The following is a 24,635-nucleotide window of genomic DNA, read 5'->3' as shown; positions in this document are numbered from 1 at the left end:
TTTCGACAAGCTCAATGGTTACTCAGGACAAACGGACAGCCCTATTCATCCGTCCGCATCTTCACCTTGTTCGGCAGGTCCTTCCCCTTGGTCCGCCGCGACGGCAACTGCACCGGGTTCTTCTTCTTCCAGTCCCCCCAACGCTTCGGGCCTTCGGGGGTATCGATGATCGTATCGTCGTCCATCACGCTATCCAAAACGAAAAGGGGCGGCGGATCAACGACCCGCCGCCCCGTTCTTTCCAGTCAGGAAACGATCAGCCGACCGTCCACGCCCCGTCGATCCGCGTCAGCGCACCCTGCTGGTTGCCCTCGCGGAGGGCGTCGGGCAGCAGTGCTTCCGGGAAGTCCTGATACGACACCGGCCGCAGGAAGCGGTGGATCGCCAGCGTGCCGACCGAGGTCGTGCGCCCGTCCGAGGTCGCCGGGAACGGCCCGCCATGGACCATCGCATGGCCCACTTCGACGCCGGTCGGCCAACCATTGCACAGGATGCGGCCGACGGTGCGTTCCAGTACCGGGATCAGCTTGCGCGCGTCCTCGTAATCACCCTCGTCGATCTGCAGGGTCGCGGTCAGCTGCCCTTCCAGCTTCGACAACACCTCGACCAGTTCGTCGGCATCGGTGCACTTCACGACCATCGACGACATGCCGAACACTTCATGGGCATGCGCCGGATCGGCGATGAAGTCCTTGCCCGACACGGCGAAGATCGCCGCGCGGCCGCGGGTCGGGCCTTCCGGTGCCTGCCCTTCGCCGACCAGCGTCACCGCCGGGCTCGACGCCAGCTTGGCGCGGCCTTCTTCAAACGCCTTGTGGATGCCGTCGCTCAGCATCACCTGCGCCGGCGTACCGAGCAGCGCGTCGCCCGCCGTGTCGAGGAACGCGTCGAGTTCCGGCCCGTCGATGCCGAGCACCAGACCCGGATTGGTGCAGAACTGGCCCGCGCCCATGCTCAGCGACCCGACATAGCCCTTGGCCAATGCCTCGCCGCGATTCTTGAGCGCTTCGGGCATCAGCACGACCGGATTGATCGACGACATCTCGGCATAGACCGGGATCGGCTGCGGGCGTTCCTGCGCGACCTTCATCAGCGCGGTACCGCCGCTGCGCGAACCGGTGAAGCCGACCGCCTGCACGCGCGGATCGGCGACCAGCGCGGTGCCGATGACCTGACCCGACCCCGATACCATCGAGAACACGCCATCAGGCATGCCGGTCTTTTCCGCCGCACGGACGATCGCCAGCGCGACCAGTTCAGCGGTGCCGGGATGCGCCTGATGCGCCTTCACGATCACCGGGCAACCGGCGGCCAGCGCCGACGCGGTGTCGCCACCGGCGGTCGAGAAGGCGAGCGGGAAGTTCGACGCGCCGAACACCACCACCGGGCCGACCGGAATGGTGCGCAGCCGCAGGTCGGGCTTGGGCACCGGCGCGCGCGCGGCATCGGCATGATCGATGCGCAGCTGCTGCCACGCGCCGTCGCGCACTTCCTTTGCGAACAGGCGTAGCTGACCGCAGGTGCGGCCGCGCTCGCCGGTCAGACGTGCGGTCGGCAGGCCGGTTTCCCGGCTGCCGCGTTCGATCAGCTCGTCGCCCAGCGCCTCGATCTCGTCGGCAATCGCGTCGAGGAAGCCGGCGCGCTGTTCGATCGGCAGCGCCGCATAGATCGGGAACGCCTGCGCCGCACGGGCACACGCTTCTTCCGCGTCTTCCTTGGTGCCCTTCGAAAAACCTTCGCCGAACAGCGCGCCGGTCGCGGGGTCATAGGCCTGGAACAGATCGTCGCGGGCAACCCGCTTGGATCCCAGGAACAGTTCGCCGGTGATCGTCATGTGCATCCTCTTGTGATGGTCGCGTTGCCGCCCAGATAGGAACTGATAGCGCTAACGTAAATGGCCGACTCGGGTAATTACTCCGACAATCTATGCGGCGAATAAAGTGTCGGGTCGACCCCTTCCGGCACATCGCCCTGTCCGAGCAGCGCCGCGCACATCCGTGCGGCGGCGGGCGCGGTCTGGATTCCGAAGCCGCCCTGTCCCGCGCACCAGAACAATCCCGGCACTCGCGCGTCGAGCCCATAGACCGGCAACCGGTCGGGCGCAAAGCTGCGCAGGCCCGCCCAACGCCGCTCGACCGCTTCGACCCGCCAGTCGACCGCCGCCTCGAACCGGTCGATCGCCAGCGCGACGTCGATCTCCTCGGGCGCGACGTCGTGCGGCCGGTCGGGCGTCTCGTCATGCGGCGACAGCCATAGCCGCCCGCCCGGTTCGGGCTTGAAATAGAATCCGCCCGCCGTGTCGATCACCAGCGGCAGGTCGGGCGACGCGGGCGGATCGATCCGCACCTGTACCACCGTCCGGCGATAGGGCCGGATGCCGAGCGGTGCCGCCCCCAGCAAGGCGGCGACCCCGTCCGCCCATGCGCCGGCGGCGTTGACGACGATATCGGCGACGATCGTCCCCGCCGCCGTCTGCAATTCCCAGCCGTAACCGACCCGCCGCGCCCCGGTCAGCCGCGCATCGCACCGGACGTCCACGCCGCCGCGCCGCGCCCTGGCCAGATAGGCGGCATGCAGCGCGCCGACATCGATATCGGCGCAACCCGGCGACCACAACGCATGCCACTCGCCGCGCAACCCCGCGACGACGCGGTGCGGATCGCGTCGCTCGATCGGCACGCCGCTGCTTGCAAAGTCCTGCGCCAGCGCGTCGAGCACCGCCGGATCGCGCGCCAGCAGCAATTCGCCGCGCGTCCGCAAGAAGCCGTGATCGGCGAACCCGGCGGGCGGCGCGTGCAGCAGCGGCCCCGATGCGGTCGTCAGCGGCTGGACCAGCGGCCCGCCATAGGTTTCCGACCAGAACGCCGCCGACCGTCCCGTCGCGTGATAGCCCGGCTGCGATTCGGCCTCGCACAGCACCACATCGTCCTGCGGGGCCAACTCGGCGGCAAGGCTGGCCCCCGCCATCCCCGCGCCGATGATTGCGACCCGCCGCCGCGTCATGCGTGCGCCCGGTGTGGCGCGGGGGCGCGGGCGTCGAGGAAGGTGTCGATTGCCGTAATCGCTTTGCCACGCACCGGGTCGGCCTCGCGCAGGATTTCATGCGCCGACTCCGCTCCGAACCGCAGCAGCTCGACATCGGGCAACCGCCCCGCGACCTCGATCGCGGCGCGCGGATCGACCAGCGCGTCGGTATCGGCGACCAGCATCTGCACCGGCACCCGCGTCTCCGCCAGTCGCGGATCGGCACGCAGCTCGCGCGTCGAGCGAAAGGCATCGATCACCCAGCGCCAGCTCGGCGGCCCGGTATGATGCAAGGGGTTGGCGCTGTGCCACCACAATTCGTCGGCATAGCGCGCCGGGTCATGGGTCAGCATCGACTCGCGCGGGCGCACCGTATGCGGGCGCTCGTTGCCCTTCCATGCGGGCCGGAGCGGGCTGCCCATCGCGCCCAGCACCCGCGCCATCCGCTCGCCGAATCGCGGCCCGATCGGCGCGCGCAGGCCCAGCATCGGCGCGACCAGCACGCACGCGGCCGGATCGATCCGCCGTTCGACCACCGCGCGCAGCGCCAGATGCCCGCCCATCGAATGGCCGATGATCGCGCGTGGCCCCGCCGCCTGCCACTGGCTCCAGAAAGCGGTGAGGTCGTCGAGATAGGTTTCGAACCGGTCGATATCGCCGCAATCGCCCGCCGGGGTGCAGCGCCCCGATCCGCCCTGCCCGCGCCAGTCGAACGCGGTGATGCTCCACCCGCGGACATGCCAATGGGCAAAGGCTTCGAGATATTTCTCGAACACGTCGCCGCGCCCGGTCTGGAACAACAGGCTCCCGCGCGGACGGACATTGGCGGCGGCGGCCCAGTCGAACCGGCGATGCGCCCAGCCATCGGGGGCATGCCATGGCGTGATGGCGGCTGCGGCGGGAATCGCGCGACGGTACAGGGCGTGGGCGGCCATGGGTTCGGTTACGGTTTAGAAACCCCTCACGTCTAGTGTTAACGACATGTGGGGAAATCTCGTTCCGTGGCTGGCGCTCGCGCTCGTCCTGCTGCTCATGGCCGCGGGGATCGAGGATGCCCGCACCCGTGAAATCGCCAACTGGAAGAATGCGGCGATCGCGCTGCTGGCACCGCTGTGGTGGCTGGCCAACGACCTGTCGGGCATCGACATGGCGTGGCAGGCGGGTGTGGCGACCGGCGTCTTCGCGCTGTTCGTCGCCGCCTATGCCGCCGGACAGATGGGCGGCGGCGACGTGAAGCTGATCGGGGCGCTGGCGCTGTGGCTGCCGCCGGGGGCGGTGCTGTCGATGCTGCTGGTCATGTCGCTGCTCGGCGGGGCGTTGACCATCCTGTTCCTTGCCGATCGGTGGCGTCGCCGGGGGAAGGACGTGCCCGAAATCCCCTATGGCATCGCCATCGCGGTGGCCGGGATGCTGGCAATCGCGAACCCGATCTTAACCCATTCCGGTCATATTTGACCACGAATCGAACCGGCCAGACGAACTGAAAGGCCAATGAGGTCATGGACTCACGCAAATTGTTCCTGCTGGCCGGTGCGCTGGTCATCGCCGCGATGACGGCGTTGATGGCGCGCAGCCTGATGGTCGGGGCATCGGCCCCGGTCGCCGCGGCCAGCACGCCTGCCGAAGCGCCGATCGACGGTCCCCGTGTGCTGGTCGCGACCAGGGCGCTGGCGATCGGTACGATCATCGACGCCGCCGCCCTCCGGTTTCAGCCATGGCCCAAGGAACTGGTCGAAAACGCCTATTTCCTCGAATCCTCGCCCGATGCGCGCAATCTGGTCGGCACCGTCGTCCGCTTTGCGATCCCCGCCGGACAGCCGATCACGCAAGGGTCGCTGGTCAAGCCGGGCGACCGTGGCTTCCTCGCGGCCGCACTCGGCCCGGGGATGCGCGCGGTAACGGTGCCGGTGTCGGCCCAGAGCGCGGTCGCGGGCTTCGTGTTTCCCGGCGACCGCGTCGATCTGGTGCTGACCCAGACCGTGGCCGGCGGTGGCGACGGGCCACCGCTCAAGGCGTCCGAGACGTTCCTGCGCAACCTGCGCGTGCTGGCGACCGACCAGCGCACCGACAAGAACAGCGACGATCAGGGCCGCACCGTCGTGTCGACCTATTCGACCGTCACCGTCGAGGCGACGCCGCGCATCGCCGAAAAGATCGCCGTCGCGCAGACCGTCGGCACACTGTCGCTGTCGCTGCGCTCGATCGCCGACAACAAGTCCGAACTCGAGGAAGCGATCGCCAGCGGCGACGTGCAGCTGCCGGCAAATGGCGATGCGAAGGCGGAAAAGGCGGCGCTCGACCGCATCGCCAGCCGCCCGCTCGATGGCCCGTCGACCTTTTCGACCGGTGCCGACGTGTCGCGGTTCCAGCGCAGCTCGGTCCCCGGCAAGGGCACCGACACGGCCGACGGCGCGGGCGGCACGATGACCGTCGCGGCAGGTCCCGCGCCCGGGGCCCCTGCCGCGCCGCGCGGTCCGGTGGTTCGGATCACCCGCGGCAACGATGTGACCGACGTATCGGTCGGGGGAAACAAGTGATGCGCCCACTCCATCTGCTCCATCGGTCGTTGGCGGCGACGCTGTCGATCGCGCTGGTCGCCGGGCCGGTGCTGCCCGTGGCCGCCGCCGCGCCGGCACCCACGGCACCCGCCGTCCGTGCCGCCCGCATCGGCACGCCCGCCGCCGGCGTCCAGCGGCCGACCAACGACGTCCAGTTGTCGATCGGTCAGGGCGAACTCATCACCCTGCCCTCCAATGTCGTCGACGTGTGGGTGTCCAATCCCGGCGCGGCCGACGTCTATGTCGGCAATCCGCGCCAGATCCATCTGTTCGGCAAGGCCGATGGCGAAGCGACGGTGTTCGCCACCAACGCCAGCGGCGCGGTGATCTATTCGGCCAATGTCCGGGTGGGGCAGAACCTGACCTCACTCGACCGGATGCTGAAGGCGGCGATGCCGGAGGCCGATATCCGCGTGACGACCGTCGGCCAGCTCGCGGTGCTGAACGGCACCATCGCCTCGCCCGCCGACAGTGCGCAGGCCGAACGGCTGGTCGTGTCACTGCTCAACCCCGGCGTTGCGACGTCCGATCCGAATGCGGTGCTGAAGGTCGCGGTCATCAACCGGCTGAAGCTGGCGACGCCGCTACAGGTCAATCTGCAGGTCCGCATTGCGGAGGTCAGCCGCAACTTCGTCAAGAATATCGGCGTCAACCTGACGTCGCGCGACCGTTCGGGTGGCTTCCTGTTCGGGATCGCACAGGGGCGGCAGGGTACGATCACCACCGTGCCCGGCATTCCCGGATCCTCGCAGGTCATCGACGCCAACCGCGCCCGGATCGGCGACACCGTGTTCACCGCCCCGGCCAAAAGCGTGACCGGAACGACGCTCAACCTTGCCGGCCGGCTGCTCGGTCTCGAACTGCTCGGCGCGCTCGATCTGGGCGAACGCATCGGTCAGGTGACGACGCTCGCCAATCCCAACCTGACCGCCCTGTCGGGAGAGACGGGATCGTTCCTTGCGGGCGGCGAGATCCCGATCCCGGTCAGCCAGGGCCTCGGCGCGGTGTCGGTGCAGTACAAGCAATATGGCGTCAGCCTCGCCTACACCCCGACCGTGCTGGCCGACGGGCGTATCTCGCTGCGCGTCCGGCCCGAAGTATCGCAATTGTCGGCGGCGGGCGCGGTCCAGATCGACGGGACCACCATCCCCGCGCTCACCACCCGCCGGGCCGAAACCACGGTCGAACTGGGATCGGGGCAGAGCATGATGATCGGCGGTCTGCTGTCGAACAGCCACGACAATTCGATCGACAAGGCTCCCGGCCTCGGCGACCTGCCGATCCTCGGCTCGCTGTTCCGCTCGAACGGCTTCACCCGCAACGAAACCGAACTGGTCATCGTCATCACCCCCTATCTGGTGAAGCCGGTCGACAGCCAGTCGCGCATCGCGCTGCCGACCGACGCCTATTCCAGTCCCGGCGATGTCGAACGCGTGCTGATGGGCCAGTTGCAGGGGCAGCGCCGCCCCGATCCGCGCCCGGTGCCGACCATGGCGCCGCAGGGTCCGGCCCGACCGTCTATCGGCCTGACCGCGCCGGTGCCGGTCGACCCCGCCACCGACACCGCCGACCCCGTCCCGCCCGCCCCGCGCAAGGGCGACCGCAAGGCCGGGCCGATCGCCCCCGGCTTCAGCATTCAGTGAGGCACGCTTCGATGACCCTCCTCCGCATCCTCGCGCTTGGTTCCGCGCTTGCCGTCGGCGGCTGTTCCGGCACCGTCAATCGCGGGGTCGAATCGGTTCACCAGCCGGTCGTCTCGCGCGCCGCCTATGCGTTCGACGTCGCTGCCGGTCCCGGCGGTCTGGCTCCGGGCGAACGCGCCCGCCTCGCCGGCTGGCTGGAAACGATGCGCCTGCGCTATGGCGACGAGATCGGCATCGACGGTGCCGGTGACGAACCCGGCGTGCAGGCCGATGTCGCGGCAGAGGCGGCGCGCGTCGGGCTGCTGCTCGCCGACGCCGTTCCGCCGACGCCGGGCGCGATCGCACCGGGCACCGTCCGCGTCGTCGTATCGCGCATGACCGCGTCGGTGCCGGGCTGTCCCGACACGTCGCGCACCTATCAGCCCAATTTCGAGGCGCAAACCTCGTCCGATTTCGGTTGCGCGACCAATTCGAACCTTGCCGCGATGGTCGCACGTCCCGGCGATCTGGTCCTCGGTCGATCGGCTCCGGGCACCACCGACACGATGGTGAACAGCAAGGCGGTCGGCGCGCTGCGGCGCGCGGCACCCAGCGGCAATGGCGGACAGGTCACCAACAGCGCCGGCAGCGCCAGTGGATCGAGCGGGAGCAGCAAGCAGTGAACGCGCCCTTCTCACTCGGCAAATCCGCCACCCGCGAACCCTTCATCGCCTTTGTCTGCGACGAATTTTCCGGTGACACGCTGCGCAGCGTCGCCACCGAACATGGCTGGCCGACCGAAAAGGTGCTGAAGGGCGGCCTGCGCAATGCGGTGCAGACGCTGGCGGTCTCAGCCAGCCCGCACGTGCTGCTGGTCGATCTGTCCGAATCGGGCGATCCGCTCAACGACATCAACGGTCTCGCCGAAGTCTGCGAACCCGGCACGATCGTGATCGCCACCGGGCAGGTCAACGACGTCCGCCTGTACCGCGATCTCGTGGCCAGCGGCATTCACGACTATCTGCTGAAGCCGCTCAACCCCGACATGGTCCGCGATTCGATCGTACAGGCCCATGCCCTGCTGAACGCGCCGAAGACCGCCGAGGCGTCGACCGAGCGTCCGCACAGCGCCACCGCGATCATCGGTACGCGCGGCGGCGCGGGCGCATCGACCGTCGCGACCTCGCTCGCATGGCTGATGGGCGAGCAGGAAAAGCGTACGACCGCGCTGCTCGACCTCGACGTGCATTTCGGCACCGGTGCGCTGGCACTCGATCTCGAACCCGGTCGCGGCCTGACCGACGCGATCGAAAATCCCAGCCGTATCGACGGACTGTTCATCGAACGCGCGATGGTGCGGGCGGGCGAACGGCTGTCGGTGCTGTCGGCCGAAGCGCCGATCAACGCCCCGATCGACACCGACGGCAGCGCCTTCTACCAGTTGCAGGAGGAGATGCGGAACGCGTTCGAATGCACGATCGTCGACCTGCCGCGCGGCATGCTGGTCAACCACCCGCATCTGATCGAAGAGGTGCAGACCGCGGTCATCGTCACCGAAATGACGCTGGCGGCGGCGCGCGATACCATTCGACTGCTGTCGTGGTTCCGCTCCAACGCACCGCACGTCAAGGTGCTGCTGCTCGCCAACCGCGTCCAGCCGCTGGCCGCACAGGAAATCAGCCGCAAGGATTTCGAAGGGTCGATCGAACGCAAGCTCGACTTCACGATGGCGTTCGACGGCAAGCTGGCGGCACAGGCGGCCAAGCTCGGCAAGCCGCTGGCCGAAGCGGCCAGGGGCAACCGCGCCATCGCGCCGCTGGTCGATCTCGCGCGGCATCTGTGTCGCCTGACCGAGGTCGAGGACGACGCGGCGGCCGAACCGGCCAAGGGGGGCACGTCGCTGGTCGGCAAACTCGCGAAGCTGCGCGCGCGCCTGCCGGTCAAGGCGAAGAAGTAGGAGCGCGGGCACGGTCATGGCGATCCTCCCGATCCTGCTGCTGGGTGCCGGCGCGCTGCTGACGCTGACGCTGCTCGCCGTCGCCTTTTCGGGGCCATCGGGCGAACGTGCCCGCAGTCGCCGGCTGCTGGCGGTCCGCGAACGCCATGCGTCGTCCGCCAGCGCGACCGCGATGGAGGCGCAGATGCGCCGCATCGGCAACCGGGGCGCGACGCGCGGCGACCGCGCCGCCGCCCGCCTCCTCCCCAATGTCGAACAACTGCAACTCAGACTGCAACGCACCGGCCACAACTGGACCCTCGCCCAATATGGGCAGGCGACGCTGGGCGTGATCGCCGTCCTGTTCGCGTATCTGTTGTTCAAGGGGATGCCGGCGCTGTTGGCGCTGTTCATGGCGATCTCGGTCGGGCTCGGCCTGCCGCACATGGTCGTCAGCTATTTCATCAAACGGCGCATCGTCCGCTTCACCGCAAAGTTTCCCGACGCGATCGAATTGCTGGTCCGCGGCCTGCGCTCGGGCCTGCCGATCACCGAGACCATGACCGTCGTCGGCCAGGAAGTCGACGGTCCGGTGGGCGAGGAATTCCGGTTGGTGAGCGACCGGATGAAGATCGGCCGTTCGCTCGACGCTGCGTTGCAGGAAAGTGGCGACCGGCTCGGCACGCCCGAATTCCAGTTCTTCATCATCACCATCGCCATCCAGCGCGAAACCGGCGGCAACCTTGCCGAAACGCTCGCCAATCTGGCTGACGTGCTGCGCAAGCGGTCGCAGATGAAGCTGAAGATCAAGGCGATGTCGTCCGAATCCAAGGCGTCGGCCTATATCATCGGATCGTTGCCGTTCATCGTCTTCGCGCTGATCTGGACCATCAACGGCAAATATATGCAGAGCTTCTTCGTCGATCAGCGACTGATGATCATCGGCGCGGGCGGCGTGCTGTGGATGGCGATCGGGGCGTTCATCATGTCCAAGATGATCAATTTCGAGATTTGATGCGATGCTGACCGCCTCCGCCCCGACCATCCTGGGTTTCGACATGGGCAATGTCGCGACGATGCTGTCGGGCATCGCCGCCTTGTCGATGCTGGTCGCCATCTATGTCGCGACGTCGGTCCGCGATCCGATGGCGCGCCGGGTGAAGGCGCTGAACGACCGCCGCGAACAGCTGAAGGCCGGCATCACCGCCTCTACCAGCAAGCGCCGCGCCAAGCTGGTGCAGAAGAACGAGGCGGCTGACCGCATCCGCGAACTGCTCGGTTCGATGAAGATGCTGCAGGATTCGCAGCTGAAGGCCGCGCAGCTGAAACTGATGCAGGCCGGTATCCGGTCGAAGGACTGGGCGGTCGCGGTCATTTTCGGCCGGCTGATGCTGCCGATCCTGTTCGGTCTGCCGACGATCTATATCGTCTATGGCACCGACAGCTTTGCCGACTGGTCGCCGTTCAAGGCCTATGGCCTCGTCGCGGGTACGCTGATCCTCGCGTACAAGGGCCCCGACATTTATCTCAAGAACCGGATCAGCAAACGGACCGACGCGATCCGCAAGGGGCTGCCCGATGCGCTCGACCTGCTGGTGATCTGTGCCGAGGCGGGGCTGACCGTCGATGCCGCCTTTACCCGCGTCGCGCGCGAACTCGGCCGGGCCTATCCCGAACTGGGCGAGGAATTCTCGCTCACCGCGATCGAACTGGGTTTCCTGACCGAACGGCGGCAGGCGTTCGAAAACCTTGCGCTGCGCATCAACCTCGACGCGGTGAAGGGGGTGGTCACGACTATGATCCAGACCGAGAAATACGGCACCCCGCTGGCCAGCGCGCTGCGCGTCCTGTCGGCGGAGTTCCGCAACGAACGTATGATGCGCGCCGAAGAAAAGGCGGCCCGTCTTCCCGCGATCATGACGGTGCCGCTGATCCTGTTCATCCTCCCCACCCTCTTCGTCGTCATCCTCGGCCCGGCGGCCTGCAGCATCAGCGACGCGTTCAGCAAGTAGCGCGCGGCCGGTCGGGCGCGGAACGCCGCCCCCGCCCGACCGTTGTCGCTCCGTACTCACCGAAGGGGCCCGCACATGCTGTTCCAGACGCCGACCCAATTCGCGGTTCTCGCGCTCGTTCTTCTTGCCGGCTGGTTCTTCGGCCTCGCCTCGTCCTCTGGCGGCAAGAAGTGGAAACAGCGGTTCCGCGACGAGGAAGCCGCCCACAAGGCGTATCGCACCGAAGTCGCCACCGACCTGAAGACCCGCGAAGCCCGACTGCACGAGGTCGAGGTCGAGCGAGACCGGCTCCAGAAGGAGCGCACCACCGCGACGACCGCCACCACCACCGCCGCCGCGACCGCCGGTGCCGCAAGCACCAGCCATGGCAGCGGCTTTTTCGGCTGGGGCCGCGACAATCTCTCGCGCGTCCGCGGCATCGATCCCGATCTGGAGTCGGTGCTGAACGCACGTGGCATCAAGACCTACCGCTCGATCGAGGGGTTGAGCGAGGCCGACGAACGCGCGCTGGAGGATGATCTGCGCCTGCGCCCCGGCACGATCGACCATGAACGCTGGCGCGAACAGGCCGCGATGCTCCGCGAAGGCCGCGACGACGACCATGGCAGCCGCTGGGGTTGATCGGTTAGGCGGTGCAAGGGTCCCGCGCGTCGAAGGCGCGCTGGGCAGCAAGCACCGCGCCGATCCGCTGTTCCGACCACCTTATCAGCGTGCGTAACGCATCGATCAGTTCGCCGCCCATCGGCGTGATCGCATAGGTCACGCTGACGGGCTTGGTCGCGACGACACTTCGCGTCACCAGCCCGTCCCGCTCGAGCATCCGCAGCGTCTGGCTCAGCATCTTTTGCGACACCCCGGCGATCCGTCGCTTCAGTTCGTTGAACCGGCCGGGTCGTTCGCTCAGTAGCAACAGCACCAACACGCTCCATTTGTCGCCGATCCGGTCGAGCAACAGCCGGGTCGGGCAATCGGCGTCGAACACGTCGCCCTTGCGCCACGCGGTTTCCGGCAGGGTACCGGGTATCGAAAAAGTACCTTCTTGCATCATGGGTATCCGTATAGCACGTGGTACCCATTGGATACCAATGGAGATGCACGATGGATGTTGTGGTACTGGGCGCAAGCGGCAATGCCGGTTCGGAGATTACGCGCGAGCTCGCCAACCGCGGGCACCACGTCCGCGCCATCGCGCGCAAGCCCGATGCCATCCCCGACCTGCCCGGAGTTACCCGGATCGCCGGCGATGCTCATGACGCCAGTGAATTGGCCGAACGGATCGCCGGGGCCGACGCGGTCATCAGCGCGCTGCATTTCGACGTCACCGCCGACACGCTGCTCGCGGCGTTGCGCAAGGCGGGGGTCGGACGGCTGCTGGTCACCGGGGGTGCCGCCAGCCTGGAGATCGCGCCGGGCGTACGGCTGATCGATTCGCCCGACTTTCCCGCCGAATGGCGCGACTTCGCGATGGGCGGCATCGCCTTTCTCGACGCGCTGCGCCCGGTACAGGACGTGGACTGGACGTTCTTCTCGCCCGCCGCGCTGATCGAACCGGGCGAGCGCACCGGGAAGTTCCGGCTCGGCACCGATACGCTGGTCACCGACGATGCCGGGGTCAGCCGGATCAGCTTCGCCGACTTCGCGATCGCGATGGTCGACGAGCTGGAGGCCCATCGCCACCCCCGCGCCCGCTTCACCGCCGCCTATTGAAACCGCCGCCCGCCCCGGTTGCGACCGGGGCGGGGCATCATCAGAACGTCACCCATTCGGGCCCGCCGGGGAACACCACGTCCTCGACCTTGTCACCGATCTTGGTGACCGCCAGCAGGATGGCCAGCACGACGATCAGGTCGAACACGATCACCGCGCCCCAGACGAACGCCGGGTGGAACGGGCCGATGCGATCGAACCCGTCCTTGGTTACCCGCGCCGCATCGTTCGTCCGTGCGCCGCTCACTTGTTCAACGCCGCCTGCGCCGCCGCCAAGCGGGCGATCGGCACGCGATAGGGGCTGGCCGATACGTAATCGAGCCCGACCGTCTCGCAAAACGCGATCGACGCCGGATCGCCGCCATGTTCGCCACAGATGCCGAGCTTAATGTCGGGCCGGGTCTTGCGCCCGCGTTCGGCCGCCAGTTCGATCAGTTCGCCGACGCCTTCGACGTCGATCGAGACGAACGGATCGCGCGCGTAAATGCCCTTCTCGACATAGGCCCCCAGGAACCGGCTGGCATCGTCGCGGCTGACGCCCAGCGTCGTCTGGGTCAGATCGTTGGTTCCGAACGAGAAGAACTCGCCCGCCTCGGCGATCTCACCGGCCTTCAGCGCGGCACGCGGCAGTTCGATCATCGTGCCGACCAGATATTCGATCGTCCGCCCCTTGTCGGCGAACACCGCCTGCGCCGCCTTGTCGACGACGATCTTCATCAGTTCCAGCTCGCGCTTGGTGCCGACCAGCGGGATCATGACCTCGGGGATCGGTGCCTCGCCCGACTTCTCGGCGACGATCACCGCCGCTTCGAAGATCGCACGCGCCTGCATCTCGTAGATTTCAGGGTATGTAACGCCCAGCCGGCAGCCGCGATGACCCAGCATCGGGTTGAATTCGTGCAGCTCGGCGGCACGGCGCTTCAGCTGCTCGACCTCGATCCCCGCCGCCTGCGCGACTTCGGCGAACTCGGCCTCGGCATGCGGCAGGAATTCATGGAGCGGCGGGTCGAGCAAGCGGATGGTACAGGGCAGCCCGACCATGACCTCGAAAATCTCGACGAAATCGCTGCGCTGTTCGGGCAGCAACCGCTCCAGCGCCACGCGCCGCCCGGCTTCGTCCTCGGCAAGGATCATCTGCCGCACGGCGGTGATCCGCGACTGTTCGAAGAACATATGCTCGGTCCGGCACAGTCCGATCCCCTCCGCGCCGAAATCGCGCGCGGTGCGGCAATCGAGCGGGGTTTCGGCATTGGTCCGCACCTTCAGGCGGCGGACGCCGTCGGCCCATTCCATCAGCGTGCCAAAATCGCCGGCCAGTTCGGGCTGCACCGTCGCGACGGCACCCGCCATTACTTCGCCGGTCGCGCCGTCGATGGTGACGATATCGCCCTCGCGAATCTCCCGGCCGGCGACCTTCATCACGCCCGCCTTGGCATCGATCGAGATGCTGCCCGCACCCGACACGCACGGCCGGCCCATGCCGCGCGCCACGACGGCGGCATGGCTGGTCATGCCGCCGCGCGCGGTCAGGATGCCGCGCGCCGCGTGCATCCCGTGAATGTCTTCCGGCGAGGTTTCGGTGCGGATCAGGATCACCGCGTCGCCGGCGTTCGAGCGCCGCTCCGCCGTATCGCTGTCGAACACTGCAAAGCCGCTCGCCGCCCCCGGCGATGCCGGCAGCCCCTTGGTCAGCACGTCGCGCGTGGCATCGGGGTCGAGCGTCGGGTGGAGCAGTTGGTCGAGCGCCTGTGGATCGACGCGCGCGATCGCTTCCTCGCGCGAAATCAGCCCTTCCTCGGCCATGTCGACCGCGATCTTCAGCGCGGCCTTCGCGGTGCGCTTGCCCGACCGAGTCTGGAGCATCCACAGCTTGCCCTGCTGCACCGTGAATTCGATGTCCTGCATGTCGCGGTAATGCCGCTCCAGCTGATCGAACACCGCCGCCAGTTCGGCATAGGCGTCGGGCATCGCCTCTTCCATCGACAGCGGCTTGGCGTTCGCCGTCTCGCGCGCTGCCTTTGTCAGATATTGCGGCGTGCGGATGCCCGCGACGACGTCCTCGCCCTGCGCGTTGATGAGGAATTCGCCGTAATAGGCGTTCTGGCCGGTCGAGGGATCGCGGGTGAACGCCACGCCGGTCGCCGAAGTGTCGCCCATATTGCCGAACACCATCGCCTGCACGTTGACCGCCGTGCCCCAGTCGCCCGGAATGTCGTTCAACCGGCGATACACCTTGGCTCGGTCCGCCTGCCACGACCCGAACACCGCGCCGATCGCGCCCCACAGCTGGTCGTGCACGTCCTGCGGGAACGGCTTGCCCCACAGCTCGACGACGATATCCTTGTACTGCGCGACCAGCGCGCGCCAGTCGTCGGCGGTCAGATCGGTGTCGAGATAATAGCCGCGATCTTCCTTCGCGATTTCCAGCGCTTCCTCGAACCGGCCATGGTCGAGTTCGAGCACGACGTCCGAATACATCTGGATGAAACGGCGATAGCTGTCCCATGCAAAGCGCGCGTCGTCCGACACGCTCGCCAGCCCCTCGACCGTCTGGTCGTTCAGGCCGAGGTTCAGCACCGTGTCCATCATCCCCGGCATCGAAATCCGCGCGCCCGAGCGGACCGACACCAGCAACGGATCGGCGGCATCGCCGAACTTCTTGCCCGTGATCCCCTCGATATGCGCGATGCCGGTCTTCACTTCGTCCTGCACGCTTTCCGGAAAGGTCTCGCCTTCCTCATAATAGCGCGTGCACATCGTCGTCGCGATGGTGAAGCCCGGCGGCACCGGCAGGCCGATCGACGCCATTTCGGCAAGGTTCGCGCCCTTGCCGCCCAGCAACACCTTGTCGCCCGATCCCCCGTCCGAAACCCCGCCGCCGAAGCGATAGACATAGTGCGTCATTGCTCGTTCCCCATGCTCTCCGCGCGGGTAGTCCCGCGGCGGGGTATCTGATTCGATCGGGCTGTGCCCGGAATTCCCCGTTAAACGGGTTAAACCGGCAGGTCAGCCCTCAATTTTCGAGAAATCGGCAACCCGGTGTACCGCATCGCGCACCCGTGCCAGCAACGACAGGCGCGCGGTGCGCTTGTGCGGGTCGGCATCGTTGACCGTCACATCGGTAAAGAACGCATCGATCGGCGCGCGCAGCGATGCCAGCGCCGCCATGGCCGCACCGAAATCCTCCGCCTCGATCGCGGCTGCGGCGCGCGGCTCGGCCGCATCGAGCGCAGCGATCAGCGCCGCCTCGGCCGGCGCACGATCATAGTCGCGCGCCGCCCGCTCGCTCCGCGCCAGTTCGGCGACGACCGGCGCGAAATCGGGGTCCTCGACCATCGCCAGCGGGTCTTCCTCGCCGGTTTCCGGGATATGCTTGCTCGCGCCCGGCGCTTCCTTCTTCAGGATATTCGCCGCGCGCTTGTACCCGGCGAGCAGGTTCGCGCCGTCTTCGGTCGTCACGAAGGATTGCAGCGCGTGGACGCGGGCGAGCAGGCGGACGAGGTCGTCTTCGCCGCCTAGGGCGAAGACCGCGTCGATCAGGTCGTGGCGGACGCCCGCTTCGCGTTGCTGGACCTTCAGGCGGTCGGCGAAGAAGTCCAACAGCTTGACGTTTCGAAAAGCTCGATCGATTCCTTCGGAAGTTGCCATACCAATCGATCCGCTTCCGTGCAGACCACCGCCTTGTTCTTGTAAAGCCGCTGCCCATAGCGTGGCACGTTCAATATTAAACCTTTGATGAAGTATGTCGAATATTTGCAGTCGCAGTTTCGATCGCTGCGCCACCGCGAGTACACCTAACGCTGCTCGTCGTAGGGCAAAAGGATCCTTCGAGCCGGTGGGTAGTAACCCAATTTCAAAAAACTCGACAAGCGTATCCAGCTTGTCCGCCAACGCCACCGCGACCGTCACCGGCGCGGTCGGGACGTCGTCGCCCTGCCCGACCGGCTTGTAATGATCGCGCACCGCCTCGGCGACTTCGGCCGGTTCGCCCTGCGCCGCGGCGTAATAGCCGCCCATCAACCCCTGCAATTCGGGGAACTCGCCGACCATCCCGGTGACCAGATCGGCCTTGGCGAGCCTTGCGGCGCGCTCGGCCATGTCGGCCAACCGCTCCCTCTCCCCTTCAGGGGAGAGGGCTGGGGAGAGGGGACTGTCCGCGAACGCAGCATCAGAGGAAGAAGAAGCCCCCTCTCCCAACCCTCTCCCCTGAAGGGGAGAGGGCTTTACGACACCACTCTCGACCAGCCACCGCGCGAGTTTCGCCACCCGCTCAACCTTGTCGGCAACCGTGCCCAGCTTCTCATGAAACACGATCTTGTCGAGCTTCGGCAACTGGTCCTCCAGCCGCGTCTTCAGATCGGTCTCGTAAAAGAATTTCGCATCCGACAGCCGCGCCGCCAGCACCTTGGCATTGCCCGCAACGATCCGCTCGCCGCCGTCCACCGCGTCGATATTCGCGGTACAGACGAACGCGTTCGCCAACTTGCCTTGCGCATCGCGGCACACGAAATATTTCTGGTTCACCCGCGCGGTCAGCTGGATCACCTCCGGCGGCACGGCCAGGAACGCTTCGTCGAAACGCCCGATCAACGGCACCGGCCATTCGGTAAGGCCGGCATTCTCCGCCAGCAGCCCTTCGTCCTCGACCAGCTTCAGGCCGGCCCCCTGCGCCGCCATCTTGGCCCCGACCGCGATGATCGCGGCGCGTTCGTCCTGATCGACGATCACATGGCACGCGCGCAGCTTCTCGACATAGTCCGCCGCCGAACCGATCGTGATCGCACCGGGGTGATGGAAGCGATGGCCGAGCGTCACCGCGCCGCTGGTCACGCCCGCGACCTCGCACGGCATGACCTCGCTGCCGAACAGCGCGACGATGCCCTGCAACGGCCGCACCCAGCGTGGGGACTCCGGGCTGAGCGACACCGCGCCCCAGCGCATCGATTTGGGCCACGGAAACGCGCGCACGATCGCCGGGATCGCCACCGCCAGCACCTGCGCCGTCTCGCGCCCCGGTACTTCGGTCACCGCGAAGAACACGCCGTCCCGCTCGGTCAGCGCCTCGCGCGTCAGCCCGGTCTTGCGCAGAAACCCTTCCAGCGCCTGTGGCGGGGCCGACGCGCGCGGCCCCTTCACTTCCTCGCGCACCGGCTCGGTCCGCTCGGGCAGGTCGTGCGCGATCAGCACCAGCCGCCGCGGCGTCGCATAGGTCGTGATCCGACCCGCCGCGATGCCGGCCTTCGCCAGTTCACCGACGAACAGCCTGGACAAATCCTCGCGGGCCTTGGCCTGCATCCGTGCCGGAATCTCTTCCGACCGCAGCTCGAGCAGGAAATCGGTCATGCCACCCACCCCGGAAACTTCGCCTGCCATGTCGGCGTCTGCGTCTCGATAAATTTCGCGCACGATGCCTTCGCCAGATCGCGCACCCGCCCGATATAGGCCTGCCGCTCCGCGACCGAGATCACCCCGCGCGCATTCAGCAGGTTGAACAAATGGCTCGCCTCGATCGCCTGTTCATAGGCCGCGATCGGCACGTCGTTGGCCAGCGCATTCTCGCACTCGGCCGCCGCCTTTTTGAACAGGTCGAACAGCCCGTCGGTATCGGCGACCTCGAAATTCCATTTCGACATCTGCTTCTCGTTTTCGAGAAACACGTCGCCATAGGTCACGCCCGCGTCGTTGAACGCCAGGTCGTACACGCTGTCCTTGTCCTGGATATACATGGCCAGCCGCTCCAGCCCATAGGTCAGCTCGCCCGCGACCGGCTTGCAATCGAACCCGCCCATCTGCTGGAAATAGGTGAACTGGGTGACTTCCATCCCGTCGCACCACACTTCCCAGCCAAGGCCCCACGCGCCCAGCGTCGGCGATTCCCAGTCATCCTCGACGAAGCGGATGTCATGCTGGGTAAAGTCGATCCCGATCGCGGCCAGCGACCCCAGATACAGTTCCTGCAGATCGGGCGGCGAGGGCTTCAGGATCACCTGATACTGGTAATAATGCTGCAACCGGTTCGGGTTCTCGCCATAGCGCCCGTCGGTCGGCCGGCGCGAAGGCTGGACGAACGCCGCATTCCACGGCTCCGGCCCCAGCGCGCGCAGCGTGGTCGCCGGGTGGAACGTCCCCGCCCCCATCCGCATGTCATAGGGTTGCAGGATGACGCAGCCCCGATCGCTCCAATAGTCATGGAGCGTCAGGATCATTTTCTGGAAGCTGAGCGGGGCGGACATGGTTTCGCCTATTGATGCAAGAGCCTGTGCGCCTAGCCGGATCGTCGCGCGCCGGTCAAGCAGACGCCATGTAAGGTAGAGACGATATTATGTAAGGTTGTATTGACACAAAGTCCGAATCACTCGATATATAGTCAGGTAAACACGACATATTGTCGTTCGATGCTGACAAGGGATACGCAACATGGCCGCTCCGAAACCCGAACCGCGCCGCCACAGCCTGTTCGCCATCGGCCTGTTCGTACTGGTCGTGTTTCAGGGGGTGAAGGTCGATCTGCCCGATGTGGTCACCCTGCCGATTGCCGTCGACACGACACAGGGCATCGCCTTCGCCGCCCGCCTGGGCGATGCCGCCATCTCGTTGACATGGCGCTGAAGCGACCTGCTTCCCGTTCCTCTTCCACAAGGCAATTCTCCATGTCCGATCCACAATGGGGCGAACGTCGCGCCGCCGTCCGTCAGCGCGTGCGCGGTCTATGGATCGCGGGTATCGCGACCTTCCTCATGGCTTCTCCGTTCCTGCTCAGTGTCGCTGCGCGCTATTACTACAAGAACGGTGGAGCGATGCCCGCCGGCCGTTTCCCACTGTGGATACCCGTTACCTACTGGACTATCGTGGTGGTCGCGGGCCTGATCGGCGTCGCACATCTCTATCGCACCAGCGACGAATTCGAGCGCCGTCGCCTGATCGACGGGTTTGCGGTCAGCGGTCTGTTGCTCGGTCTATGCGTTCCACCGATCTTCTTTCTCGGCTACCAGTTCGGCGTGATGTACGTGTGGATCATCGCCTTTCTGGCCGGGCTGGTCGCCTTTGCCCGGCCGCGTGTCGCGCGGTGAAGAATCGGCTCAAGATCCTGCGGGCCGAACGGGACTGGAGTCAGGCCGAACTGGCCGGGCGGCTCGACGTGTCGCGGCAAGCGGTGAACGCGATCGAGACCGGCAAGCACGATCCGTCGCTCCCGCTCGCCTTTCGCATGAGCCGGTTATTCGCGCTGCCGATCGAACAGATTTTCGAGGATGACGTCGATGATTGAGAATTGGGGGGCCGCACGCGAACGGCAACGTCGGCGGCGGCGTTGGAAATGGGTTGCGCTGGTGATCGTCGCAGCGATCGCAGCACCGATCGTCGCCGCCTTCGTACTTGGTATCGTCGACGGCTATACCGGCCGCGGGGTTGTCGGGCCGGGGCCAGACCGACGCCCGCATATCGGCTATATCGGTATGGCGCTGGCCGTCATGGTCGCTATCGCCGTCCAGTATCGCCTGTGGCGCGCCGCCGACGAAGTGGAACGCGGGCAGATCAACATCGCTCTGGCGCTGGCCGGCGTGGTCGCCTTGTCCACCCTGCCGATCCTGTCCCTCGCGGCCGCACCGCTGGCGCTCGACAATCCGGCCATGCTCGGCTGGAGCCTTGCCACCGCAACGCTGATCGGAACGCGCATCGTCCAGCGACTGCGCGGATGATCGCGCGGGTCGTCGCAGCGCTGCTCGGCTGGCTGACGCTCGCCAGCCCGATCGCGGCGCCGACGGCGCTCGCCCCGGCGCTGTGGGTCGCGCACGATGGCGATACGACGATCTGGCTGTTCGGCACGGTGCATCTGCTGCGCGCCGGCACGCCGTGGCTGACCGGTCCGGTAGCGCGGGCCGTTGCCGACAGCGACGTGCTGACCCTCGAAATCGCGCCGACCACCCCCGACTCGATGGCGCGGGCGCTGGTGAAGGTCGCGCCGGTCCGCCCCGCGCCGCTGCCGCCCGAACTCGACCGGCGGCTGCGCAAGCGCGCGCACGACCTCGGCTTTCCGGCGCAGGCGTTCGACGCGACCGACCCGTGGTTCGCCGCCACCACGCTTGCCGCCCAGCCGCTCGCCCGCGCCGGCTACAGCCCTGCCCCTGCCCCCGAAACGCTGCTGGCACGGCTCGCCGATCGCAGCGGCACGACGATCGAACCGCTCGAAACGCTGGACGGCCAGCTCGGCATCTTCGCCGCCCTGCCCCGGCCGGCACAGCGCACGATGCTCGCGCGCGTGCTCGACGATCCCGATCCGGTGCCGGCGATGGACCGCATCGTCGCGACCTGGGGCAAGGGCGATGTCGCCACGCTCGGCCGCCTGCTGGCGAGCGACATGGACGAAGCGGGTCCAGCGGTCCGCGCTGCACTGCTCGACCGGCGCAATGCGGCATGGGCGCGGACGATCGCCGGGTGGATGCGGCAGGGCGGTAAGCGATTCGTCGCCGTCGGCGCGGGGCATCTGACCGGGCCGGGCAGCGTGCAGGCACGGTTGCGGGCGATGGGCGTGGAGGTAAGGCGGGTGCAGTAGCCCTGCCCCCTGCCCCCGCTTATCCCGTTCGGTTCGAGCAGCTTCGAGCGAAGTCGAGAAGCGTCCGTCGAGAACGATCCGCTTTGGGCAACCCCTTCTCGACTACGGTTCTCGACAAGCCCGAACCTCCGCTCGAAACAAACGGGGGTGGGAGAAGAGGTGAAGGCGGGAAGCAGATGGACGGCGTGAAGCAAGCGAACGGGGGATAGCCCCCCCCAACCTTGCCTTTCCCCGCGAACTCCCCTATGCGCCCGCGCTTGTTCGTGCCGGGGTCATCCCTGGAGGTCCGGCCGCGCAAGACAGATAAACCAAGCATTCAAGGAAGACATGATGAGCGATACGCTGCACCTGTCGGCCGAGACGCGCGATCGGGCAGGCAAGGGAGCCTCCCGTGCCCTGCGTCGCGATGGCCGCGTCCCCGCCGTGATCTATGGCAACAAGCAGGACCCGCAGGGGATTCACCTGAACGCCCGTGAACTGATGAAGCAGCTCATGACCGGCCACTTCATGAACTCGGTCATCATGGTCGATGTCGGTGGTACGAAGGTGCGCACGCTGGCCAAGGACGTCGCGTTCGACGTCGTCAGCGACCAGCCGATCCATGTCGATTTCCTGCGCATTTCGAAGAATGCGAGCGTGACCGTCTCCGTGCCGGTGACCTTCGTCAACGAAGACGACGCACCCGGCATCAAGCGAGACGGCGGCGTTCTGAACGTCGTGGCGCACGAGATCGAACTGACCGTCGAAGCGTCGAACATCCCGACCGAGATCGTCGTCGACCTGACCGGCCGCGAAGTCGGCGATACGATCCATCTGTCGGACGTGACGCTGCCGAACGGCGCCGAAGCGACCGCCGGTGACGACACCGTCACCGTCGCGACCATCACCCAGCCGACCACGCTGACCGCCGAGGACGAGGCGCTCGACGCCGAAGTCGCCGAAGCGCAGTCGGCCGAAGCCGCTGCCGAAGCCGAGGCCGAAGAAGCCGAAGGCGAGGACAAGGCCGAGGGCTGATCCGCCCCGCCTTTCCGGCGCTACGAAGGAGCGGGATGGCCGAGGTCGTCCCGCTCCTTTGCGTTTCGGAGCACCACGTCATCCCGGCGCAGGCCGGGATCCATTGTGTCGGATGCTGGCGATGGAGCGGTAACGGGGCCATGTCCATGGATCCCGGCCTCCGCCGGGATGACGGACGTCGTGGAGGACGATCCTCGCCCCCCCAACCGTCACCCCGGACCCGATCCGGGGTCCCGCTTCTTCTTCCGCCGGAACCAAGCGCTCCCACCCGTGACCAACGCCCCCACACCCGCTACAGCCACCCGCCAGCCACTCCGAAGGACCCCTCGATGCAGCTCTGGACCGGCCTCGGCAATCCCGGCCCGCAATATGCGATGCACCGCCACAATATCGGCTTCATGGCGGTGGACGCCATCGCCGAGGTCCATGGCTTCGCCGCCCCGAAACGGGCGTTCCAGGGCTGGGTACAGGAAGGGCGGATCGGCACGCAGAAAATCCTGCTGCTCAAGCCCGGCACCTATATGAACGAAAGCGGCCGTTCGGTCGGCGAAGCGATGCGCTTCTACAAGCTGACGCCCGCCGACGTCACCGTCTTCCACGACGAACTCGACCTCGCCCCGTTCAAGCTGAAGGTGAAGACCGGCGGCGGCCATGCCGGCCATAATGGGTTGCGCTCGACCGACGCGCATATCGGCCCCGACTTCCGCCGCATCCGCCTCGGCATCGGACATCCGGGGCACAAGGACCGGGTAAGCCCCTATGTGCTCGGCAATTTTGCCAAGGCCGAACTCGACGACCTGACCGACCTGCTCGGCGCGATCGCCGCCGAGACCCCGTGGCTCGCGGCAGGCGACGACGTGCGCTTCATGAACGAGATCGCACGGCGGATGGGGTGAGAAGGGCTGCGAACGGTGAGGGTAGTCGTCGCCCCCTACAACAACGGCATCGTCACCCCGGACTTGATCGGGACCTCTGCGAAAGTCGCGCGCTAAACCAAACCGAGCCGTACCCCGGCGAAGGCCGGGGTCCAGTTGGGAAGGTTTGTCCGTAAGGTACGAACGTCCCCCAACTGGGCCCCGGCCTTCGCCGGGGTACGGTCAAAGGAGCTTCGCAGAGGTCCCGATCAGTTCCGGGATGACGAAAGAGTCCCCTCAAACCGCAAGATCGGTCGAGCGCCCCGCCCCTTCCCACGCCTATATCGCCGTGCCACACAAGGAACGGACATGACGCCGGCGCAACGCACCTATCACGACCGCATGCGCCGCGCGCTCGACCATATCGACCGGCATCTGGACGACGATCTCGACCTCGCGACAATCAGCGCGGTCGCCGCCTTCTCCAAATATCATTTCCACCGGCAATTCACCGCGTGCTTCGGCCTGTCGGTGCATCGCTATGTCCAGCTCGCCCGGCTGAAACGCGCGTCGTACCAACTCGCCTATCGCGATACCGATCGGATCACCGAGATCGCGCTGGATGCCGGCTATGACGCACCCGACGCCTTTGCCCGCGCCTTTCGCACGCGCTTCGGCCAGTCGCCGTCCGATTTCCGTTCCGCGCCCGATTGGGCGCCGTGGCGCGCGGCACTCCTGCCGCTCGATGATGTGAGGAACCGAACGATGCAGCATTTCGACCCCGTCACCATCCGCGACTTCCCCGACACGCCGGTCGCGGTCATGCCGCACGACGGCGACATGGCCGCGATCGGCGACACAATCCGCCGCTTCATCGAATGGCGTCGCGCCAACCGCCTGTCGCCCGCCGACAGCCCGACCTTCAACATCTTCCACAGCGACCCCATAGACCCGATGGCGGGGCCGGTCCGCATCGACCTGTGCGTCGGCACCGATCGCCGGTTCCCGGCAAACGACGGCGTAACCCCCGGACGGATCCCCGCCGGCCGCTGCGCCGTGCTGCGCGTGACCGGCCGCAGCGACGATCTGGAGGCCGCCGCGCTGCACCTCTACCGCGAATGGCTGCCCGACAGCGGCAAGGAACTGCGCGACGTTCCGTTGTTCTGTCAGCGGGTCAGCTTCTTCCCCGACGTGCCCGAAGGCGAGGCAATCACCGACCTGTTCCTGCCGCTGCGCTAAAGGGGGTTGGGCGCGCGCTCCCAACCCTGTCACCCCGGGCTTGACCCGGGGTCCCGCTTCTTCTCCGTCCCGGCCTCCGCCGGAGTACGGCGACGAGTGAGCAGCGTCATCGCAAAAC

The 24,635-nt window shown here is 67.0% G+C and carries 26 protein-coding genes; 17 read left to right on the top strand and 9 right to left on the bottom strand.

The window, feature by feature from the left end:
* Positions 1-41: 41 nt before the first annotated feature.
* The 4 genes from ASE50_RS18925 to ASE50_RS01715 all read right to left on the bottom strand — a co-directional run bounded on the left by ASE50_RS18925 (position 42) and on the right by ASE50_RS01715 (position 3,959).
* Positions 42-185, bottom strand: a complete 144-nt coding sequence (locus tag ASE50_RS18925) for a hypothetical protein (RefSeq protein WP_162233638.1) — start codon at positions 183-185, stop codon at positions 42-44.
* A gap of 71 nt (positions 186-256) precedes the next feature.
* Positions 257-1,834, bottom strand: a complete 1,578-nt coding sequence (locus tag ASE50_RS01725) for an aldehyde dehydrogenase (NADP(+)) (RefSeq protein ID WP_056394765.1) — start codon at positions 1,832-1,834, stop codon at positions 257-259.
* 77 nt (positions 1,835-1,911) lie between these two features.
* Positions 1,912-3,003 carry an NAD(P)/FAD-dependent oxidoreductase gene (locus ASE50_RS01720; RefSeq protein ID WP_056394763.1) on the bottom strand — a complete coding sequence of 364 codons (1,092 nt, stop codon included), beginning with the start codon at positions 3,001-3,003 and terminating at the stop codon, positions 1,912-1,914.
* Positions 3,000-3,959, bottom strand: coding sequence for an alpha/beta fold hydrolase (locus tag ASE50_RS01715; protein WP_056394761.1), 960 nt, complete (start codon positions 3,957-3,959; stop codon positions 3,000-3,002). The genes ASE50_RS01720 and ASE50_RS01715 overlap by 4 nt, the downstream gene beginning before the upstream one ends.
* Positions 3,960-4,005: 46 nt before the next feature.
* Between ASE50_RS01715 and ASE50_RS01710 the strand changes: the two genes are divergently transcribed.
* The 8 genes from ASE50_RS01710 to ASE50_RS01675 all read left to right on the top strand — a co-directional run bounded on the left by ASE50_RS01710 (position 4,006) and on the right by ASE50_RS01675 (position 11,773).
* Positions 4,006-4,479, top strand: coding sequence for a prepilin peptidase (locus tag ASE50_RS01710; protein WP_056394760.1), 474 nt, complete (start codon positions 4,006-4,008; stop codon positions 4,477-4,479).
* A 44-nt stretch (positions 4,480-4,523) separates the two neighbouring features.
* Positions 4,524-5,561 (top strand): Flp pilus assembly protein CpaB, encoded by a 1,038-nt coding sequence (gene cpaB / locus ASE50_RS01705; protein WP_056394757.1) that lies wholly within the window; start codon positions 4,524-4,526, stop codon positions 5,559-5,561.
* Positions 5,561-7,225, top strand: a complete 1,665-nt coding sequence (locus tag ASE50_RS01700; protein ID WP_056394754.1) for a type II and III secretion system protein family protein — start codon at positions 5,561-5,563, stop codon at positions 7,223-7,225. The genes cpaB and ASE50_RS01700 overlap by 1 nt, the downstream gene beginning before the upstream one ends.
* An 11-nt stretch (positions 7,226-7,236) precedes the next feature.
* Positions 7,237-7,887: a CpaD family pilus assembly protein gene (locus tag ASE50_RS01695; protein ID WP_056394752.1), complete on the top strand. Its 651-nt coding sequence runs from the start codon at positions 7,237-7,239 to the stop codon at positions 7,885-7,887.
* The gene (locus tag ASE50_RS01690) at positions 7,884-9,161 is read left to right on the top strand and encodes an AAA family ATPase (RefSeq protein ID WP_056394751.1); all 1,278 of its coding nucleotides are present in this window, start codon (positions 7,884-7,886) and stop codon (positions 9,159-9,161) included. Before ASE50_RS01695 ends, ASE50_RS01690 begins: the two co-directional genes overlap by 4 nt.
* A 16-nt stretch (positions 9,162-9,177) precedes the next feature.
* Positions 9,178-10,155, top strand: coding sequence for a type II secretion system F family protein (locus ASE50_RS01685; protein WP_056394748.1), 978 nt, complete (start codon positions 9,178-9,180; stop codon positions 10,153-10,155).
* Positions 10,156-10,159: 4 nt separating this feature from the next.
* Complete coding sequence (locus tag ASE50_RS01680) at positions 10,160-11,152, top strand: type II secretion system F family protein (RefSeq protein ID WP_200909439.1); 993 nt, start codon at positions 10,160-10,162, stop codon at positions 11,150-11,152.
* A 75-nt stretch (positions 11,153-11,227) separates the two neighbouring features.
* The gene (locus ASE50_RS01675) at positions 11,228-11,773 is read left to right on the top strand and encodes a hypothetical protein (RefSeq protein ID WP_056394746.1); all 546 of its coding nucleotides are present in this window, start codon (positions 11,228-11,230) and stop codon (positions 11,771-11,773) included.
* 4 nt (positions 11,774-11,777) lie between these two features.
* Here the strand turns inward: ASE50_RS01675 and ASE50_RS01670 are convergent, their stop codons facing one another.
* The gene (locus ASE50_RS01670) at positions 11,778-12,197 is read right to left on the bottom strand and encodes a winged helix-turn-helix transcriptional regulator (RefSeq protein WP_056395612.1); all 420 of its coding nucleotides are present in this window, start codon (positions 12,195-12,197) and stop codon (positions 11,778-11,780) included.
* Positions 12,198-12,250: 53 nt separating this feature from the next.
* Here ASE50_RS01670 and ASE50_RS01665 point away from each other — a divergent pair, with 53 nt between their 5' ends.
* Positions 12,251-12,859: an NAD(P)-dependent oxidoreductase gene (locus tag ASE50_RS01665; protein ID WP_056394744.1), complete on the top strand. Its 609-nt coding sequence runs from the start codon at positions 12,251-12,253 to the stop codon at positions 12,857-12,859.
* A 40-nt stretch (positions 12,860-12,899) separates the two neighbouring features.
* Here ASE50_RS01665 and ASE50_RS01660 read toward each other — a convergent pair whose 3' ends face one another.
* The 4 genes from ASE50_RS01660 to ASE50_RS01645 all read right to left on the bottom strand — a co-directional run bounded on the left by ASE50_RS01660 (position 12,900) and on the right by ASE50_RS01645 (position 19,092).
* On the bottom strand, positions 12,900-13,106 hold the full coding sequence (locus tag ASE50_RS01660) for a hypothetical protein (protein ID WP_056394742.1): 207 nt from the start codon (positions 13,104-13,106) through the stop codon (positions 12,900-12,902).
* Entirely contained in the window at positions 13,103-15,763 is a 2,661-nt protein-coding gene (gene ppdK, locus ASE50_RS01655) for a pyruvate, phosphate dikinase (protein ID WP_056394741.1), read from the bottom strand. Before ppdK ends, ASE50_RS01660 begins: the two co-directional genes overlap by 4 nt.
* 102 nt (positions 15,764-15,865) lie before the next feature.
* Positions 15,866-18,202 carry a glycine--tRNA ligase subunit beta gene (gene glyS, locus ASE50_RS01650; protein ID WP_056394739.1) on the bottom strand — a complete coding sequence of 779 codons (2,337 nt, stop codon included), beginning with the start codon at positions 18,200-18,202 and terminating at the stop codon, positions 15,866-15,868.
* Entirely contained in the window at positions 18,199-19,092 is an 894-nt protein-coding gene (locus ASE50_RS01645) for a glycine--tRNA ligase subunit alpha (RefSeq protein ID WP_235512090.1), read from the bottom strand. The genes glyS and ASE50_RS01645 overlap by 4 nt, the downstream gene beginning before the upstream one ends.
* Before the next feature lie 184 nt (positions 19,093-19,276).
* Between ASE50_RS01645 and ASE50_RS01640 the strand changes: the two genes are divergently transcribed.
* The 8 genes from ASE50_RS01640 (at position 19,277) to ASE50_RS01605 (ending at position 24,517) form a co-directional block, all read left to right on the top strand.
* The gene (locus ASE50_RS01640; RefSeq protein WP_056394737.1) at positions 19,277-19,468 is read left to right on the top strand and encodes a hypothetical protein; all 192 of its coding nucleotides are present in this window, start codon (positions 19,277-19,279) and stop codon (positions 19,466-19,468) included.
* 41 nt (positions 19,469-19,509) lie between these two features.
* Positions 19,510-19,929: a hypothetical protein gene (locus tag ASE50_RS01635; protein ID WP_056394735.1), complete on the top strand. Its 420-nt coding sequence runs from the start codon at positions 19,510-19,512 to the stop codon at positions 19,927-19,929.
* Complete coding sequence (locus ASE50_RS01630) at positions 19,926-20,126, top strand: helix-turn-helix transcriptional regulator (RefSeq protein WP_056394732.1); 201 nt, start codon at positions 19,926-19,928, stop codon at positions 20,124-20,126. The genes ASE50_RS01635 and ASE50_RS01630 overlap by 4 nt, the downstream gene beginning before the upstream one ends.
* On the top strand, positions 20,119-20,556 hold the full coding sequence (locus tag ASE50_RS18920; RefSeq protein ID WP_162235998.1) for a hypothetical protein: 438 nt from the start codon (positions 20,119-20,121) through the stop codon (positions 20,554-20,556). The genes ASE50_RS01630 and ASE50_RS18920 overlap by 8 nt, the downstream gene beginning before the upstream one ends.
* On the top strand, positions 20,553-21,410 hold the full coding sequence (locus ASE50_RS01620; protein WP_056394729.1) for a TraB/GumN family protein: 858 nt from the start codon (positions 20,553-20,555) through the stop codon (positions 21,408-21,410). The genes ASE50_RS18920 and ASE50_RS01620 overlap by 4 nt, the downstream gene beginning before the upstream one ends.
* A 330-nt stretch (positions 21,411-21,740) precedes the next feature.
* Entirely contained in the window at positions 21,741-22,424 is a 684-nt protein-coding gene (locus tag ASE50_RS01615; RefSeq protein WP_056395606.1) for a 50S ribosomal protein L25/general stress protein Ctc, read from the top strand.
* Positions 22,425-22,753: 329 nt separating this feature from the next.
* Complete coding sequence (pth, locus tag ASE50_RS01610) at positions 22,754-23,320, top strand: aminoacyl-tRNA hydrolase (RefSeq protein WP_056394725.1); 567 nt, start codon at positions 22,754-22,756, stop codon at positions 23,318-23,320.
* A 327-nt stretch (positions 23,321-23,647) separates the two neighbouring features.
* Positions 23,648-24,517, top strand: a complete 870-nt coding sequence (locus ASE50_RS01605; RefSeq protein ID WP_056394722.1) for an AraC family transcriptional regulator — start codon at positions 23,648-23,650, stop codon at positions 24,515-24,517.
* The last annotated feature ends 118 nt before the right edge of the window (positions 24,518-24,635 follow it).

The sequence above is a fragment of the Sphingomonas sp. Leaf5 genome, assembly GCF_001421155.1.
GTDB lineage: Bacteria > Pseudomonadota > Alphaproteobacteria > Sphingomonadales > Sphingomonadaceae > Sphingomonas.
The sequence above is the reverse complement of the archived record's forward strand: the minus strand, read 5'-3'. Positions and strand labels throughout refer to the sequence as shown.